Source organism: Streptosporangium sandarakinum (genome assembly GCF_050942225.1).
Taxonomy (GTDB): Bacteria; Actinomycetota; Actinomycetes; order Streptosporangiales; family Streptosporangiaceae; genus Streptosporangium; species Streptosporangium nondiastaticum.
This window is the reverse complement of sequence record NZ_CP192034.1, coordinates 2697843-2715062: the sequence shown is the minus strand read 5'-3', so window position 1 is coordinate 2715062 and position 17220 is coordinate 2697843. Positions and strand designations below refer to the sequence as shown.

The following is a 17220-nucleotide window of genomic DNA, read 5'->3' as shown; positions in this document are numbered from 1 at the left end:
CCGCCGGACCGCCTGGCTCCCGCATCCGGCCTCGTCGCCGGCCTGTTCGTCTCAGGTGAGGGAGGTGTCGCCGAGCGACTGCGGCAGGGTGCGCAGCGCGTCGGCCAGCCCGTCCGCCTGGTCGCGGTCGAGGGCCTGGAGCAGGCGTGTCTCGTTGGCGATGTGCAGGGCGAACAGGTCGTCAACCGACATGGCCAAGGGCCCGGCGGCGTTGCGCACCGCAGGAGGCCGTGCTCATGGCCGATGATGAGAGCCAGGTGGCCGGCCCCGGGCGCTCGGTCTACAAGCTCAGGCCCGACTCCAGGTGGGCCAGCGCCTTGTCGATCTCGGCCGGACCGTCCAGGCCGGAATTCCGTGCCCACTGCACCCAGACCATGGCCACCACACCGAAGGCGGCGCCGACCGCGTTCCGGATCCGCGGGTCGTCCCCGGCGCATCCCGCCCTGTCCGCCACGACGGCGCAGACCTCGCCGATCAGGTCCGGACTTCTCCGCAGGTTGGCCACCAGCAGCTCGGGCACGGTGGCCGCGAACACTTCCCGTGCGTACCCTGCGGCGATCTCCTCGGCGGACAGGGCGGCGAACGCCGCGTGGAACGCGCCGCGCAGCACGGTGATCGGGGGGCCCGGCGGCTGGGAGGCCAGCGCCTCGATGAGAGGCGGGAAGCGGTCGAGTGCGACCAGGTCTTCCTTCGTCGGGAAGTAGCGGAAGAAGGTGGCCGGGGAGATCTCGGCCGCTTCGGCTATCTGCTCGATGGTGGTGACGTTGTAGCCGCGCTCGCGGAAGAGCCTGAACGCCTCACGCAGGATCGTCTCCCTGGTCCTGGCCTTCTTGCGCTCGCGCAGTCCGATCTCGGTCACGCAGAAGATTGTACTGCGCACACAAACAAGGGTTCTCTCTCAATTGATAGTAGACTCTCACAATTATCGGACCAGGGAGATCCGGAGGTGCCCGTCATGGGCCATGACGTCAACGGCCTGCACCACGTCGGCCACATCGTGCGGGACATGGACCAGGCGATGGAGCGTTACCGGAAGCTCGGCTTCACCGTGGCCGCCCCCGCCTATCCCGTCATGCCGGCCACACCGGGAGGCCCCGCGGAGCCGTTCGGAGTGGCCAACGCCCACGTGTACTTCCCGTGCGGTTTCGTCGAACTGGTGGCCGTCATCGGTGACCCCGGCCGCATGCCCGGCAACGCGCGCCCGATCCCGTTGCGGGTACCCGACGACAAAGTGCCGGGACTGAGGGCCGCCATCCGCGCCACCGCGGCCGACATCGCGTCCTTCCTGCAGCGCTTCCAGGGCGTGCACATCATGATCGCCGACACGCCCGACATCGATCGCGTGGCCGCGCGGCTGACGGCCGACGACGTCGGCCACGGTGGCGTCCATGACATCCAGCGGCCCGTCGAGACCGCCACGGGGACCAGAATGGAGCCTGCTCGCTACCTGGAGATCACCCGCCTCCATCCGTCACCGGGACGCGTACCGGAGGGCAGGATCGGGTTCGCCGAGAACGCGCCGGTCAAGGCGCCCTGGGATCGGCGGCGCACCGACCATCCCAACGGCGCGACCGGGCTGGTCGAATGCGTGCTGTGCGTGGCCGACACGGCGTTGCCCGAGTTGGCGCGCCGCTACGAAAGCTACTTCGGCCGGGCACGACACGGTCGGGTGACGCGTTTCGGCCGGGCGAACGTCACCGTCGTGGCCGCATCGGCGCTCGCCGGCCTGCTACCCGGTGAGCGTCCGGCGGCCCTGCCCGCGTTCGTCGCCTACGCGGTGGCCGTACGCGACCTTTCCGCCACCGAAGAACTCCTGCGCGACAACGACGTCCCGGTCATCCGAACCGGCCCCGAGGAGATGTTCGTGCCCGCCGGCGCCGCACTGGGCGTCGCGATCGTCTTCCGCCAGGACGGCTGAGGCCGCCCGGAAGCCGTGACTCACGACGAGCCCGGTGGCGGGGGAGAGACGGTGTCGTGAAGGGCGCGTACGGCGCTGCGGACCGCGGGGATGTGATCCGCCTCGCGATGATGGATCAGGTGCACGGTCCGGGGACGAAGCTGCGCGGCCACGCGAACGGTGACGCCGGGATTCCGGAAGGCGTCGAGGGCGAGCTGCGGGAGCAACCCGATCCCCAGACCGCGGGCGATCAGTGCCTGGGTGACCACGTAGTCGTCGGTGCTGTGGCGGATGTCCGGGACGAAGCCCGCGTCCCGGCAGGTCTGAAGCAGGTTCGCGGTGCACCGTTCACACCCCCCGACCCACCTCTCCTCCGACAGCAGCCGCAGGTTCACCGGCCGGTCGGGCGGTGCGGCGTGCGCGTGGGGGTGGGATCGCGGCAGAACCAGCCGGACCGGGTCCTCCCCCAGCACGACCCGCACCAACCCGGGGTGGTCGGCCGGGTGTTCTCCCGCGTGAGTGAACGTCAGGGCCAGATCCACCTCACCGGTGGCGAGGAGGTCCAGCGCTTCGGGGGGCTCCGCCTCGCGGAGCCGTACGTCCATGCCGGGATGGCGTTGGGCCAGCAGGCTCATGGCGGCGGGAACGAGCGCGGCGCTGGCCGAGGGGAACGCGGCGAGCCTGACGGTGCCCTCCCGCAGCTGGGCCAGCGCGTCGAGGTCGTCATCGGCGGCGTGCAGCCGTGTGGCGATGGCGTCGGCGTGGCGTAGCAGAACCGTGCCCGCTTCGGTGAGCTGGATCCCGCGCGGGCGGCGCAGCACGAGCGCCATCCCGACCTGGCGCTCCAGATGGCGCAGATGCTGGCTGACCGCTGGCTGCGTCCACCCGAGAGAGCGGGCCGCCCCCGCGATCGATCCGGAATGCGCGATCTGCCGGAAGATGAGCAGGCGGTGGGCATCCATGCCATAAGTATTGCTTGGGGGTCGCCCAAGGAACACAGGTCTACCTATGAGCTTCGCCCGTGGGCCACCATGGGTCCATGACACGGACCATCGGCCTGATCGGCGGCATGAGCTGGGAATCCTCCGCCGAGTATTACCGGCTGCTCAACGAGGAGACCCGCAGGCGGCTGGGCGGCCATCACTGCGCCCGGAGCCTGCTGCTGACCCTGGACTTCGCCGAGATAGAAGCCATGCAGCGCGCGGGAGACTGGGAGGCCGCCGGGCGGCGGCTCGCCCAGGCGGCCAAGACCCTCGAGCAGGCCGGGGCGGAGATGGTCCTGCTGTGCACCAACACCATGCACCGGGTCGCCGAGGCCGTCGAGGCGGCGATCGGTGTTCCCTTCGTCCACATCGTCGACGCGACGGCGGAACGGATCACCCGCGCCGGCCTCACGACCGTGGGGCTGCTGGGCACCCGCTTCACCATGGAGATGGACTTCTACCGATCCCGGATGCTCAGGCACGGGCTGGAGATCCTGGTGCCCGACGAGCCCGGCCGCACGCTCGTGCACGACGTCATCTACCGGGAACTCACCCAGGGCCGCGTCGAGGGCTCCTCCCGTGAGGCCTACCGGCGGATCATCGCCGATCTGGCCGAGCGCGGCGCCCAGGGGGTCATCCTGGGCTGCACCGAGATCACCCTTCTCATCGGCCCTCAGGACAGCGCCGTTCCCGTGTTCGACTCCACCCGCATCCACGTCGAACACGCCGTCGACCTGGCGTCGCGGTGAACGGCGCGGCCCGCGCCGGGGCCCGCTGATCGATGGTCGTTCAGCCGGCCGTCGCCGTACTTCCGGTGATGATCAACCCGTGACCGGCGGAGACCATGGGTCTCCACAAGCGGTGGTCGTGGTGCCGCGGCCGGGCCTGTGGCTTCGGCCTCACGGTCGCGCCTGCTTCGGCAGGGTGAGGATCTCGGCTCCGTCGTCGGTGATGGCGATGGTGTGCTCGCTGTGGGCCGTCCGGCAGCCCGTCGCGCTTCGGAGCGTCCACCCGTCGGCGTCGGTGACGAGCCTGGCGGTGTCCGCCATGACCCACGGCTCCAGGGCGAGCAGCAGCCCGGGGCGCAGCTTGTACCCGCGGCCGGGCCGCCCGGTGTTCGAGACGTGCGGGTCCTGGTGCATCGTCGATCCGATGCCGTGGCCGCCGAACTCGGTGTTGATCGGGTACCCCGCCTCGCTGAGGACCGTGCCGATGGCGTGGGAGATGTCGCCGACGCGGGCCCCGGGCCCGGCGGCGGCGATCCCCGCGGCCAGCGCGCGTTCGGTCGCACTGATCATCGCAACGCTCTCCGGGGGCTTCGTGTCGCCCACGATGAAACTGATGGCGGCGTCCGCGGCGACTCCGCCCTTGGAGACGGCGAGGTCGAGGGTCAGCAGATCGCCGTCGGCGAGCGTGTAGTCGTACGGCCGTCCGTGGAGTACGGCGTCGTTGACGGCCGTGCAGATGTAGTGGCCGAACGGGCCGCGCCCGAAGGACGGCTCGTAGTCGACGTAACAGGACAGCGCCCCCGCCTCGGCGATCATTGTCTTGGTCCACCGGTCGATGTCCAGAAGGCTCGTGCCGACCGTGCTGCGGCTCTTCAGCGTCTGCAGGATGTCGGCGACCAGGGCGCCCGTGTCCCTTGCCCGGGCCAGGAGGGTGGGGTTCAGGATCTCGATCATGGGGTGTCCTTCTCATGCAACCAATAACTATACCGGCCATACTATACCGGTACTAGAATCGGAGTCATGGTCAGACTGCCGCTCACTCCCGCAGAGGTCGAACGCGGACGGCGCCTCGGCGCCCTCCTACGCCGGGCCAGGGGAGAGCGCTCGATGCTCGGGACCGCGCTCGACGCACGTGTCTCACCGGAGACCCTCCGGAAGATCGAGTCGGGCCGCGTGGCCACCCCCGCCTTCTCGACCATCGCGGCGATCGCCGAGGTCCTCGGCCTCTCCCTCGACGAGGTGTGGGCCGAGATCAGCCGGCCCGAACACGATGCCGAACCGACCGGCCCCGGTCACGGCACCCGTGAGCGGATCGCCTCCTGAGCCTCGGTTCCGCGACCGCGCCGGTGGCGGCGGGAGAGGGGGCGCGGGCACGGCTTCCGGCCGATGTCCCCGGTCGGCGCGTCTCAGGGCCCGTTCCGCGGACCGTCCCGCCCGCCGGGAGGATCCGCGGAACGGGGCTCAGGCCACCAGGCCCGCGACGAGTTCCAGCTGCTCCAGGCGCAGCCGCAGGGTGGGGGTGACCAGGCCGACGACCAGGCCGGTCGCCCCCGCCTCGCGGTAGGCGGCCACCCGCTCGCGCAACTTGCCCGGCGGACCGCACATCGTCATCGCGTCGACCAGCGCGTCGGGCAGCAGGGACATCGCCTCGCCCTGCCGCCCGGCCAGGAACGCCTCCTGCACCGCCTCGGCCTCCTTGCCGAACCCCAGGGTGCCGGCCAGGCGGTTGTAGAAGTTGGTCCGGCGCGAGCCCATGCCCCCCAGGTAGAGGGCGAGCATGGGACGCATCATGTCGTAGGCCAGTTCCTCGTCCTCGTCCACCATGGTCAGGACCATCGGGACCACGTCGAAGCCGTCCAGGCTCCGGCCCGCCCGTTCGGCGCCTCGGCGCAGCTCGGCCGTGCGCTCGGCGAGGTGGCCGGGCGGGAAGTGGATGGCCAGCCAGCCGTCGGCCAGCTCACCGGCGAGGGCCGTCGTCCTGGGCCCCATGGCGGCCAGGTAGACGGGCAGCCGCTCCTGCACCGGGGACACCGCGAGCGAGAGCTCCTTGCCCTGGCCGCCGGGCAGCGGCAGCGTCATGGTCGGCCCCGAGTGGCTCACCGGCCGTCCGGCCAGGGCGAGCCGCAGCACCGACAGGTAGTCGCGCGCCCGCTCCACCGGCCGGTCGAAGGGCTCGCCGTGCCAGCCCTCCACGACCTGGGGTCCGGAGACGCCCACGCCCAGCCGGGCCCGGCCGCCGGAGACCTGGTCGATCGTGGCGGCCGTCATCGCCGCGACCACGGGCTTGCGTCCCGACATCTGCAGCACGCCGGTGCCCAGGCCGATCCGCTCGGTACGGCCCGCGATCCAGGCCATGAGGCTCGCCGGGTCCGTGCCGTAGGTCTCGGCGGCCCACACCGAGCCGTACCCCAGCCGTTCGGCCTCGCGGACGAGGGCGAGGTGGTCGGCGGGGCCGAGCCCGGCCCCGCCCCAGTAGCTCATGCTGTAGCCCAGACGCATCCGATCTCCTCGGTGATGGCGGCGGCCAGCCGGTCGGGAGCCTCCTCGGCCAGCCAGTGGGAGGCGTCGAGCTCGCGCAGCGACGGCCGGTGGACGCTCTGCCTGCGCCAGCCGAGCAGCCCGCCCCGGGAGACCGAGCGGTCGCGCCCGCCGTACAGGACGGTGATGGGGACGGGCAGCGGCGGGGCGGGGACGTGCCGGTAGCCGGCGAGCATGCCGAAGTCGGCGCGGAGCGCGGGTTCGAGGATGGGCCTGAGCGCCTCGCGTTCGGCGACCTCGGCCGGGACCCCGCCGAGCTCGATCAGCTGCTCCCAGAACAGCCACGACGGCAGGGACGGCAGCCTGCGCAGCAGGAGCGCGACGTCCGGCGCGGCGAAGGAGCCCACCAGCAGCCGCTCGGGCAGGGACGGGCGCTCCGCGGCCGGTCCCGGGACGGACCCCGCCCGAGAGCCGGCGCCCGGCGACGGTCCGGAGACAGGCCGCCCGGGGGCCGGTGGCGGTCCGCCGGGTGCGGACAGCTCGGTCAGCCGACGGCAGACCAGGTACGCCAGCAGCGCGCCGCTGCAGTAGCCGAACAGCGCGTACGGCGGGCGCGCTGTCGCCAGCAGGTCGCGGGCCAGGTCCTCGACGAGCCCGTCGAGGTCGTCGCGGGGCGGCTCGGCCAGCCTGGCCTGCCTGCCCGGCAGGTTCACCGACCACACCTCGACCTCGGGCGGGAAGGCGGCGGCCGGCCCGGTGAGCGACGCCGGGCCTCCCCCGGCGTTGGGGAAGGCGTACAGCCGGACGCGGCCCTCGGGCCGCTCCCCGACCGGCACGAACCACGGTGCGGTCAACGGCCCGCTCCTTCCTCGGTCTCCCCGGTGGACGTCCCGGCCCGCCCGGTGAACGCCCCGGTCCGCCCGGCGGATGTCCCGGCGAACGCGGCCAGCCCGGCCGGGGTTGGGTGGTCGAAGATCGCGCGCACCCCGATCGGGTGCCCCACGAGTTCCTCCAGCGGGGCGATCAGCCGTACGGCGAGCACCGAGTGCCCCCCGCTGAGGAAGAAGTTGTCGTGCTCGCCGAGCCCGGGGCGCCCGAGCGCCTCCCGCCAGAGCCGCAGGACCCCGTCCACCAGCCGCGAGCCCGTCGCGGCGGGCGCCGCCGCCGGGTGCTCCTCCTCGGGCACGGTGAGACTCCGGTAATCGATCTTGCCGTTGCCGGTCTCCGGGAAGCGGTCGACGAGCACGAACCCCGAGGGGACCGCGTAGTCGGGCAGGCGGGTCCGGGCGTGGCGCCACAGCTCCTCGCGCCAGGCCGCCCGGTCGGACGGTTCCCGCGCGGGCCGCACGAACGCCGTCATCGTGTCGCCGCGGACGATCACGGCGGCGGCCCCGACCGTCTCGTGGTCGTGCAGGACCGCCTCGACCTCGCCCAGCTCGATCCGGTGCCCGCGCAACTTGACCTGCCGGTCGTCACGGCCGAGCAGTTCGAGGGCTCCGTCGTGCCGGAGCCTGGCCAGGTCGCCGGTGCGGTAGAAGCGGCCGTGGCGGGGGTGCGCGCCGAACCGCTCGGCGGTCAGCTCGGGCCGGTTGACGTATCCCGCGGCGACCCCGTCGCCCGCCACGCACAGCTCCCCGGGGACCCCCGGCGGGGCCTCGCGCCCGTCGGCGTCCCGGACGAAGATCCGGGTGTTGGCGAGCGGCGCGCCGATCGGCACCGGATCGCGCGGGGCCTCCGCGATCTCGGCCGCGGTGGACCAGATGGTCGTCTCAGTGGGCCCGTAGACGTTGAACAGGCGGCAGCCCAGTGCCAGCAGGTCCCTGGCGAGCGCCGCCGGCAGGGGCTCCCCGCCGCACAGCACGGTCCGCCCGGCCAACTCGCCGCCCGCCTCCGGTACGGCGAGCCGCCACGCCGTCGGCGTGGCCTGCACGACGCGCACGTCCCGCGCCACGACGAGGTCCAGGAGCCCGCGCGGCCGGAGCCGGTCGGCGTCGGAGGCGATGACCAGGGTGCCGCCGCCGACCAGCGGCAGCAGCAGTTCCAGGGCCGAGATGTCGAAGGAGGGGGTGGTGGACCACAGCACCCGGGCCGCGGCGTCCGGCCCCAGCCGCTCGGCGAAGTCCAGGACGAGGTTGGCCAGGTTGCCGTGGGTCACGGCCACGCCCTTGGGCCGCCCGGTGGACCCGGAGGTGTAGATCACGTACGCGAGCGCGTCCCCGGCGGCCGGAGCGGAGACGGACGCGGTGCCCGGGACGGGCACGCGATCGGCGAGGACCGCGGCGCCGTGGACGGGCGCGGAACCGGCGGGCGCGGAACCGGCGGGCACCGGATCGGAGACGGGCACCGGGCCGGGCGCGGAGCCGGCGGCGGGTGGGGCGGAGCCGTACGGAACCGTCAGGACGGGCACCTCCCCCGCCCACGGGACCCCGGCGGGGGCGATCACCAGGCGGGCCCCGGCGTCCCGGACCTGGTAGGCCAGGCGCAGCTCCGGATGGCCCGGGTCCAGGGGCAGGTAGGCGGCTCCGGCCGCCCACACGCCGAGCACGGCCGCCACCAGCTCCACCGAGCGTCCGAGGCCGAGCGCCACGATGTCACCGGGCCCGACCCCGCGCGAGAGGAGCGCGTCCCTGACGCCCGCGGCGGCGTCCAGCAGCTCCCCGTAGCGGACCTCCCGGTCGCCGTCGACGACGGCGACGGCGTCCCCCGGTGGGCGGCGATCCGCTCCGGCAGCGCGGGCGGGCCGCTCCGGCGGCGGCCGGTGTCGTTCAGGCGGTCCAGCAGCGCCCGGTCCCCGGGGGAGAACGCCTCCAGGGCGCGCTGCGGCCGTTCGGGGTCCTCGGCCGCCTGCCGCAGCAGCGAGGCCATCCGTGCGACGAAGGCGGTGATCTCGGTCTCGTCGTGGACCTCCGTGCTGTGCCACACCCGGACGGTGAGCCGGTCCGGCTCGTGTACGGCGATGCACTGCAGGTCCAGACGGCTGCGGTCGAAGAGGTCCTCGACGTATTCGGGCACGGAGCCCTGGATGCTCACCCGCTCGTCGGTCCACGGCCGGTAGTTGAACATGTGCCGGAAGAGCGGCACCCGCCAGTCGCCGGTGCCGTGCCCGCGTTCGACGAGGACGGCCTCGACGGAGGCGTCGGCGTGCTCCACCCCTTCGAAGAAGGCGTCCTCCACCCTCCTGACCAGGGCCGCGAACCCCTCCCGCGGATCGGTCCGCACCCGCAGGGGCATCGTGCTGACGCCGTAGCCGACGTGGTCGCGTGTCGCGGCGGTCCTGGTGCTGACCGGCACGCCGACCACCATGTCGGGGCCGGCCCCGTGGCAACGCAGGGCGAGCAGGAAGGCGCTGGTCAGCACCATGTTGTCGGTGGTGCGCAGCCGGGTCCGCAGGGTGTCCAGCGCCCGCCGGGTCGCCGCGTCCACCTCCCAGGAGCAGGTGTGCCCGGCGAACGTGGGCCGTACCGGAGAGGGCCGGCTGCCGGGCAGCAGCATGGCGGCCGGGTCGGCGCCCTCCAGCCGGTCGAGCCAGTAGCCGATCGACTCCCGCGACGCACGGCCCGGCTCCAGCATCGGGGCGGGGCCCGCGAGCCCGGCGGGCAGCGGCGCCTGGCCCGTCTGGGCGTCGTAGAAGGCGCCAAGCTCCTCGACGAGGAACTGCATCGACGTCGCGTCGACCACGATGTGGTGGGCGACCAGGCAGACCACGCTTCCGCCGTCGTCCGGCAAGGTGAAGTGGCCCGCCCGGAACAGCAGGTCCCCGGCGAGGTCGAAGGGCTCGTCCAGGAACGCCTGCAGGTCGGCGACCATCGTCTCCTCCGTGGTGGCCGCGGTCGCCAGCGTGATCCGCGCGTCCTGCGGCGCGGTGAGGTGCCGGACCGGGGCTCCGTCCACCTCGGGGAACCGCAGGCGCAGGGCCGGGTGCCGCCGGAGGAGACGGTTGACGGCGTTCTGCAGGGGGAAGCGGCGCAGCGGCTCGCGGGTCCGGAACGCCACCGCCAGGTTGGAGACGCCACTCCCGCCCGCCAGCTGCTCCAGCACCCAGAACGAGTACGGCACGGCCCCCGGCGGGCGCGGGGGCTCGACCGACTCCGGCAGCCCTTCGAGCCCGCCCGCCTTCCTCGCGGATCCTTCGGGTCCGCCCGCCTGCTCCGCCGGCCCTTCGACCCCACCGGCCTGCCCCGCCGGTCCTTCGAGGCCACCCGTACGCTCCGCCGGTCCTTCGGCGACCGCCTCCTCCTGGACGGGATCGGAACCGCCGGGGATGGACAGCCGCTGAAGGGGATGGTCGGGGTCGAGTGCCTCCCAGTCGACGCGGCAGCCGAGCGTCCACAGCCGCGCGAGCGCCGCCGCCAGGCCGTGCCGGTCGTCTCCGCAGTCGATCGCCGGCCCGCCCGAGGAAGACGCGGCCGGGCCGAGGACCAGGGTGGGTTCCCCGTCCGTCTCCGGCGTACCGGGGACGGGTGTCCTGCCGCCGGCCACCTCGCCGGGCCCCGGCGCCCCGTCCGTCCCCGCCGGGCCGGGGGCCGCGGTCCCGCCGCCGGCCACCCGGGCGACCGCCTCACCGATCTCCAGTCTCCCGGCGACGACGGCGGCCGCGATCTCCCCCACGCCCTCCCCCGCGCCGGCTCCCGAACCGTCTCCCGAGCAGGCGACGGGCGTGACGCCCCAGCCGGTCAGGGTGGCCGCCAGCGAGCAGGTCACCGCGAAGGTGACCGGGGCGTCGTCCCTCTTCCCGGCGAGCCATTCGTCGTGGAGGTCGATCCCGTGCCGTTCGAACTCCTCCAGGCAGACGTCCATGGACTCGGTGAACAACCGCTCCACCCCGTACAGGGCGGCGCCCAGCCGCCCGGTCCCGCCCGGCGGGAAGACGAACCGCACCCCGGCGCCGTCCTGGGCGGGTTCGGGGACCGTGGCGGCGGTGGTGAGGGCGCGCGCGGCCTCGGCCGCGGTCGAGCAGACGACCGCTCCCCGGAACGGATGCGGCGTGCGGCCCCGCTGGAGCGTGGCGACGGCGTCGGCGAACCGTTCCTGGGGAAGCGACGCGAAGAAGCCGGCCAGGCTTCGCCGTACGGCGTCGGCCTCCTCCGCGGTGCGCCCGGACCAGACGACCACGCGGGGCCCGGCGGCGGACGACAGGAGGACCGGCGGAAGGCCCTCCCCCGCCACCGGGCGACCGGACGCGGAGTCCGTGTCGAGTACGGCGCGCACGGGATCTCCGTCGAGAAGCGCCTCCCCCAGCCTCCGCAGCGCGACCGCGCGGTCCGCCGGTCCCAGCCCGGCCAGGGCGGCGCCCGCCCGGGTGACCGCCACGTCGCACCCGCCGGACAGCAGGGCCCGGCACGCGGCCTCCACGCTCTCGTGCAGGGCGAGGACGCCGGGGGCCGCGACGGGTCGTGCCCGGCGTCGCCCAGCGCGGCCTCGGCGGACGCCGTGGAGAGCGGTCCGTGCGGCCCCGTGCCGATCACCGCGATCGACCGGCGTCCCGTCACCGGGACGCTCCCGGCCCCCGGCGGATGCGGGCCCGGACGTCCCTTCGGCCGCCGCCGGACGGGCGGGGCCGCGAGGGGTCGTCTCCGGCCTGCTCCGAAGCTCCGCCCGCCGGGAAGCCGCCCGCCGGGGAGCCGGGTGCCGGGGCGCCGCGGAGGTCCGGGGAGCCGGGCGTCGGGGAGCCGGCGGCCGGGGCGTCGGCGCGGGCGCTTTCAACGAGGCGGCCGAGGGCCCGCGCGTTGGGACGGGTGAACATCGCGGTGACCGGAATGTCGATCTCGAACGTGCCGGTGATGTCCGCGTGCAGCTCGACCAGGGCCATCGAGTTGAGCCCGGCCTCGAAGAAGTTCTCGTCGGGGTCGACCGGCCGGCCGAGCCGGCTTTCGATCATCCCGGTGACCCGGTCGGCGATCGGAACGGGCCGTCCCGGGCGTCCCCGGACGTCCGCGGCACCTCTCGCGCCGCCGCCATGCTGCTCTCCCGGGTCCACCGGCCGACTGCCCTGGATCATCCGCAACCCTTCGCTCGGTGTCGGGCGCACCGCCGCGCGGGCGCCCTGTGCCGATCCTCTTGAAGGATTCAGGACACGACAAGACCGTATTTTTCGGCCTTTGTCATCCGGGACGTGCCCGGGGCACGGATCAACCTCGTTCGGAGTCATGGCCAGGTTCCCGGATCGACGTCATCCGGGGACACGGCCGGGTTCCGGGGTCAGTGTCGTCCGAGGATGCGGCCGGGTTCCCGGATCAGCGGTTCCCCGCGGAGAGGCCGATGCGGATCTCCTCGGCGGTGAGCCGGGCGAAGGCGTGGCCGAGCTCCTCCAGGCGGTGCCGGGGAAGCGCCGCGGCGAGGGCGGGGAGGATCCCCTCCTCCTCGGCGGCGAAGTGGCGGGTGACCATGTCGGCGAGGTCGTCCAGCTGCGGCTCGAAATCCGCGGCGGCGGGGGCGATGTCCAGCAGGTGGAGGAGCCTCTGCTCGGCGCGCTGGTGCTCGTCGACGGAGTGGCGGGCGTGTTCGGCCTCCCGCGGGTCCACCCTGGTGATCTCGGGGTAGACGATCTCCTCCTCGCCCCGGTCGTGGGCGACGAGCTTGGCGGCGAGTTCGACGAGCAGGGCGGGGCGGGCCGCCGGCTCCCGGCGAAGCCGGCCGAAGATCGCTCTGATGTCGCGATGATCCGCGATGATCATGCTGATGACGTCCCGTGCCATGATCCCCTCCTTCGTCCGGGGCCGACTACCCGGGAGGAGGGGGCCTACACCCGCCGCGCGGAGAATTCTCCGCGCGGCGGGCGCCGGGCCTGGTCAGGAGAGGTGCGAGACCGCGGCTCCGATGGTGTGGACGCGCAGGGCGTTGGTCGAGCCGGGCGAGCCGGGGGGCGATCCGGCGACGATGACGACCTTGTCGCCCTTCTCCAGGCGGGCGTGGGCCAGCAGGGCGGCCTCGACCTGGCGGACCATGTCGTCGGTGTGGTGGACGAACGGCACCTCGAACGTCTCGACGCCCCAGCTCAGCGCGAGCTGGCTGCGGACGTGCGGGGAGGAGGTGAAGGCCAGCAGCGGGATCGGCGAGCGGTAGCGGGCCAGGCGGCGGGCGGTCTCGCCGGACATGGTGAAGGCGACCAGGGCCTTGGCGCCGACGATGGCGCCGACCTCGGCGGCGGCACGGGCGATGGCGCCGCCGGTGGTCTCGGGCAGGCGGTCGAGGCTGTGGGTGGCCTTGAGGGCTCGCTTCTCGGCCGCGCTGGCGATGCGGCTCATGGTCTCGACGGCCTGGACCGGATACTGGCCGACCGAGGTCTCGCCGGAGAGCATGACCGCGTCGGTGCCGTCCATCACGGCGTAGGCGACGTCGGACGCCTCGGCGCGAGTGGGCCGGGGAGAGCTGATCATGGAGTCGAGCATCTGGGTGGCGACGATGACCGGGCGGGCCTTCTCACGGCAGAGCTCGATGGCGCGCTGCTGGACGATCGGCACCTCTTCGAGGGGCAGCTCGACGCCGAGGTCGCCGCGGGCGACCATGATGCCGTCGAACGCCTCGACGATCTCGGGGAGCCGCTGGACGGCCTGCGGCTTCTCGATCTTGGCCAGCAGCGGGAGGCGGACGGCCTCCTGCTCCATGATGTTGCGCACCACGTCGGCGTCGGAGGGACGGCGGACGAAGGACAGCGCGATCATGTCGAAGCCGGTGCGCAGCGCCCAGCGCAGGTCGGTCTCGTCCTTGTCGGTGAGCGCGGGGGCGCTGACGTTGACGCCGGGGAGGTTGAGGCCCTTGTTGTCGGAGATCATGCCGCCGGTGACCACGCGGGTGGTGACGCGGGGGCCGTCGATGCGGGTGACCTCGAGGTGGACCCGGCCGTCGTCGACGAGGATGCTGTCGCCGGGGCGGACGTCCTTGGGCAGGCCGAGGTAGGTGGTGGAGACCTGGTCCCGGTCGCCGGGGACCTCTTCGGTGGTGATGGTGAAGACGTCACCGAAGCCGAGGCGGATCGGCCCCTCCTCGAACTTGCCGACCCGGATCTTGGGGCCCTGGAGGTCGGCCAGCACGCCCACGCCGCGGCCGAGCTCGGCCGCGGCCTCCCGAACCCTGTCGTAAACCTCCTTGTGCAGCTCGTGGCTGCCGTGGCTGAGGTTGAAACGGGCCACGTCCATGCCGGCGGCGATGAGCTCACGCAGGCGTTCGGGTGAGGATGTGGCAGGGCCGAGGGTGCAGACGATTTTCGCGCGACGAGTCACGGTTCCCAGCCTAATTGGTACAGACCACCTGGTCGTTACATTGCCCGGAGCAGGCATGAAAAACTCGGTGACCTCAACGCTACCGGCCGGGGGCGGGTATGGCGAACCGGCCTCCCCTCCCCGGCAGGTCACCCGCGGTCACCGCCGTGGGTCCCCGCGCGGTGGCCGTACGGCGTGCGTGACCGGCCGGGCACGCCGTACGGCCCGGGGTGCGAGCCGTACGGCCGGGGGTCAGGGCCGGACGGTGGCGGCCCTGGCGGCGTCGACGATGCCCCTGCCGTAGAAGCCGTTGCGGTCCCTGGTCCCCTCGCACGTCTGGGCGTCGCCGGCGCCCCCGGTGTGGTAGACGAAGCGGCGCGGCGAGGGGCAGGACCGCTTGGAGGCGGTGGCGTACAGCAGGCGCTGGACGTCGGCGGGCGGCATGGTGAGACCGCCCTTCCCCGGTTTGCCGAAGCGGCTGATCAGGATGGCGGCGACGCCGGTGGCGTGCGGGGCGGCCATGGAGGTGCCGGCGAGGTACTGGTAGTAGGCGCAGGTGCCGCCGTGGCAGTCGCGGATGACGGAGGGGGAGGTGGGCCGGCCGTCGCGGGAGATCAGGCCCTGGGCGCGGAGGGCGTGCTCGGGGGCGGCGGCCAGGATGGTCCTGGTCTCGTCGATGCCGCGGCCGTCGAGCTCGTCGCCGCCGGGCGCGGCGAGGTCGGTCTGCTCGACGCCGTAGTCGGAGTAGTAGGCCTTGCGCTTGCTGGGTCCGAGGGCCGCGACGGAGATGACGCCCTTCGACTCGGCCGGGACGTTCAGGCAGGAGTTGTCGATCCGGCGGGTGCGCTGCGCATCGGCGGGGTAGTCGGGGCTCTCGGTGTCGGTCCGGGGCCTGCCGAGGTCGGTGGACTCGTTGCCGAGGGCGCTGATGAGCGTGACGCCGCGCTTGCGGGCGTAGTCGAGGGCGCGCTGCATGCCGGTGATGACGCCGCGCTGTTCGAGCTGCTCGGCCTTGGAGTCGGCGGGGTTGGCGCGGCAGTTGAACAGCCAGGGGTCGATGTAGTAGCTCATGTTGACCACGTCGATCCCGGCGTCGGCGGCGTAGGTGAGGGCGTCGAGGCTGGGCTTGAGGAAGAACAGTCCGGAGTCCTGACCGGCGCGCAGGTTGACGAGGGTGACGCCGGGGGCGACGCCGGCGACGCCGAGCCCGTTGACGGGCGAGGCGATCGTGCTGGCCACGTGGGTGCCGTGGCCGTCGTCGTCCCAGTCGACGGGGTCCTTGCAGCCGGTGAACTCGCAGGGGCCGTCGAGGGTCGCGCCGGTGGAGTCCTTGGGCCGGTCGGTGACGAAGTTGCGGCTGAGGGCGCGGTCGAAGTTGGGGGCGATGTCGGGGTGCTTGCCGTCGATGCCGGTGTCGATGACGCCGACGAGCACCTTCCTGCTGCCGGGGGCGGTGGCGTGGGAGCCGGTGGCGGTGGCGCCGATCATCTTCATGTCCCACTGGCGGGAGGCCAGCGGCTCGGCGGCGGGCGCGGCCCGGCCTGTGCGCGAGGCGGGCTGCGCGATCAGGCCGGTGCGCGAGGCGGACTGCGCGGCCCGGCCGGCGTGACCGGCGCGGGAGGCGGCACCGGCGGCGTGGCCCGCGCCTCCGGTCCGGGAGTCGCGGGGGCCGATGGCCGCGAAGGCGGAGGCGCCGGCCGGGAGGGCCGGGGCGGACGCCGCGAAGCCGATGGCGCGGTCGGAGGAGACGCCCGCGACGGCGCCGCTGGCGGCCAGGCGTTCGACGAAGCGGTCGCCGGGGCCCCGGGCGGCGACGTAGCCGAGCCTGGGCTCGGTGGCGGTCGCGGTGCCGCCGGCCGCGCCGATCGCGGCGACCGCCCGGTCGTGCCCGCCGCCGGGGTAGAAGACGAGGTAGTCGCGGAGCCGTCCGGTCTCGGCCGACGAGGCGCCGGGTGGTCCGCCCACCGCGAGAGTGCTCGCCAGGGCGACCACCGCCGTCACGCCCGACAGGTTCCTGCTCCAGCGACTCATCCGATCCCCTCCACGGCTGTCCGGACCAAGGGGCCATCCTTCCCGGTATTCGACCACTCAGGCAACGCGGGCGTCGTTCCGACGGGTCTTCTCGGTATGGCGGGGAGGCTCCGGAGACCAGGCCGGGCCGGGTTCCGGAAGGGGCGGGGTAGGGTCCCGGAAGAAAATGATCCAGGAGGCGACATGGACATCGTGAACCCCGCCGTCAACGACTACGTGCTGGCCCACTCCACCCCGGCCGACGACGTGCTGCGGGATCTGGCGGCCGAGACGCGGAAGGCGTTCTCCGACTTCACGAGCATGCAGATCACGCAGGACGAGGGCGCGTTCCTGACCATGCTGGTCCGGCTGGTGGGGGCGCGGCGGGCCGTCGAGGTGGGGGTGTTCACCGGGTACTCGTCGATCTGCATCGCCCGCGGGCTGCCTGCGGACGGGCGGCTGCTGGCCTGCGACGTCAGCGAGGAGTGGACCTCGGTGGCCCGGCGCTACTGGGAGCGGGCGGGCGTGGCGGACCGGATCGACCTGCGGATCGCCCCGGCGCTGGAGACGCTCCGGGCGCTGCCGGCCGACCCGGTGATCGACTTCGCGTTCATCGACGCCGACAAGGTGAGCTACCCCTCGTACTACGAGGAGCTGGTCACCCGGCTGCGGCCGGGCGGCCTGATCGTGCTGGACAACGTGCTGCGTTCCGGCCGGGTGCTGGACGAGTCCTTCCAGGATGAGCCGGACGTCGTCATGCGCCGGATGAACGACATCGTGGTGGCCGACGACCGCGTCGAGTCGGTGATGCTGCCGATGCGCGACGGCGTGACGCTCGCCCGGCGGCGCTGAGCGCGATCCCGCGCGGGAAGGGCGGGCAAGGACTCCGAACCGAGCCCTGGCCCCGGTGACAGCGCGGCCCCGCG

Annotated in this window: 15 protein-coding genes and 2 pseudogenes; 4 read left to right on the top strand and 13 right to left on the bottom strand. The window is 73.5% G+C overall.

The window, feature by feature from the left end; genetic code table 11:
* Window positions 1-51: 51 nt before the first annotated feature.
* A complete protein-coding gene (locus ACQP10_RS12690; RefSeq protein WP_346020263.1) occupies window positions 52-192 on the bottom strand; it encodes a hypothetical protein in 141 nt (46 codons plus the stop codon).
* An 88-nt stretch (window positions 193-280) separates the two neighbouring features.
* Window positions 281-859, bottom strand: coding sequence for a TetR family transcriptional regulator (locus tag ACQP10_RS12685; protein ID WP_346020264.1), 579 nt, complete (start codon window positions 857-859; stop codon window positions 281-283).
* A gap of 96 nt (window positions 860-955) precedes the next feature.
* On the opposite strand from ACQP10_RS12685, the gene ACQP10_RS12680 reads away from it, so the two are divergent.
* Complete coding sequence (locus tag ACQP10_RS12680; protein WP_346020265.1) at window positions 956-1918, top strand: VOC family protein; 963 nt, start codon at window positions 956-958, stop codon at window positions 1916-1918.
* 20 nt (window positions 1919-1938) lie between these two features.
* On the opposite strand, the gene ACQP10_RS12675 is transcribed toward ACQP10_RS12680, so the two are convergent.
* Entirely contained in the window at window positions 1939-2859 is a 921-nt protein-coding gene (locus tag ACQP10_RS12675; RefSeq protein ID WP_346020266.1) for a LysR family transcriptional regulator, read from the bottom strand.
* Between the two features lie 77 nt (window positions 2860-2936).
* On the opposite strand from ACQP10_RS12675, the gene ACQP10_RS12670 reads away from it, so the two are divergent.
* Entirely contained in the window at window positions 2937-3629 is a 693-nt protein-coding gene (locus ACQP10_RS12670) for an aspartate/glutamate racemase family protein (protein WP_346020267.1), read from the top strand.
* Window positions 3630-3779: 150 nt separating this feature from the next.
* On the opposite strand, the gene map is transcribed toward ACQP10_RS12670, so the two are convergent.
* Window positions 3780-4562, bottom strand: a complete 783-nt coding sequence (gene map / locus ACQP10_RS12665; RefSeq protein WP_346020268.1) for a type I methionyl aminopeptidase — start codon at window positions 4560-4562, stop codon at window positions 3780-3782.
* A 66-nt stretch (window positions 4563-4628) separates the two neighbouring features.
* Here map and ACQP10_RS12660 point away from each other — a divergent pair, with 66 nt between their 5' ends.
* Window positions 4629-4931, top strand: a complete 303-nt coding sequence (locus tag ACQP10_RS12660; protein WP_346020269.1) for a helix-turn-helix domain-containing protein — start codon at window positions 4629-4631, stop codon at window positions 4929-4931.
* A gap of 138 nt (window positions 4932-5069) precedes the next feature.
* Here ACQP10_RS12660 and ACQP10_RS12655 read toward each other — a convergent pair whose 3' ends face one another.
* From ACQP10_RS12655 to ACQP10_RS12615, 9 genes and pseudogenes are all read right to left on the bottom strand, one after another.
* On the bottom strand, window positions 5070-6107 hold the full coding sequence (locus ACQP10_RS12655) for an LLM class F420-dependent oxidoreductase (protein ID WP_433541408.1): 1038 nt from the start codon (window positions 6105-6107) through the stop codon (window positions 5070-5072).
* Complete coding sequence (locus tag ACQP10_RS12650; protein ID WP_346020271.1) at window positions 6086-6940, bottom strand: thioesterase II family protein; 855 nt, start codon at window positions 6938-6940, stop codon at window positions 6086-6088. The genes ACQP10_RS12655 and ACQP10_RS12650 overlap by 22 nt, the downstream gene beginning before the upstream one ends.
* Entirely contained in the window at window positions 6937-7218 is a 282-nt protein-coding gene (locus ACQP10_RS12645; RefSeq protein ID WP_433541897.1) for an acyl carrier protein, read from the bottom strand. Before ACQP10_RS12645 ends, ACQP10_RS12650 begins: the two co-directional genes overlap by 4 nt.
* Window positions 7219-7305: 87 nt before the next feature.
* Window positions 7306-8742, bottom strand: a pseudogene (locus ACQP10_RS12640) (amino acid adenylation domain-containing protein); the annotation flags it as partial.
* 137 nt (window positions 8743-8879) lie between these two features.
* Window positions 8880-10883, bottom strand: a pseudogene (locus ACQP10_RS12635) (condensation domain-containing protein); the annotation flags it as partial.
* Window positions 10884-11571: 688 nt separating this feature from the next.
* Window positions 11572-12084, bottom strand: a complete 513-nt coding sequence (locus tag ACQP10_RS12630) for an acyl carrier protein (RefSeq protein WP_433541407.1) — start codon at window positions 12082-12084, stop codon at window positions 11572-11574.
* A gap of 235 nt (window positions 12085-12319) precedes the next feature.
* Window positions 12320-12781: a hemerythrin domain-containing protein gene (locus ACQP10_RS12625; RefSeq protein WP_346020274.1), complete on the bottom strand. Its 462-nt coding sequence runs from the start codon at window positions 12779-12781 to the stop codon at window positions 12320-12322.
* Window positions 12782-12874: 93 nt separating this feature from the next.
* Window positions 12875-14305 (bottom strand): pyruvate kinase, encoded by a 1431-nt coding sequence (gene pyk / locus ACQP10_RS12620; protein ID WP_179818347.1) that lies wholly within the window; start codon window positions 14303-14305, stop codon window positions 12875-12877.
* A 231-nt stretch (window positions 14306-14536) separates the two neighbouring features.
* A complete protein-coding gene (locus ACQP10_RS12615; RefSeq protein ID WP_433541406.1) occupies window positions 14537-16315 on the bottom strand; it encodes a S8 family peptidase in 1779 nt (592 codons plus the stop codon).
* Between the two features lie 183 nt (window positions 16316-16498).
* Between ACQP10_RS12615 and ACQP10_RS12610 the strand changes: the two genes are divergently transcribed.
* Window positions 16499-17146 (top strand): O-methyltransferase, encoded by a 648-nt coding sequence (locus ACQP10_RS12610; RefSeq protein ID WP_346020276.1) that lies wholly within the window; start codon window positions 16499-16501, stop codon window positions 17144-17146.
* Window positions 17147-17220 lie beyond the last annotated feature (74 nt).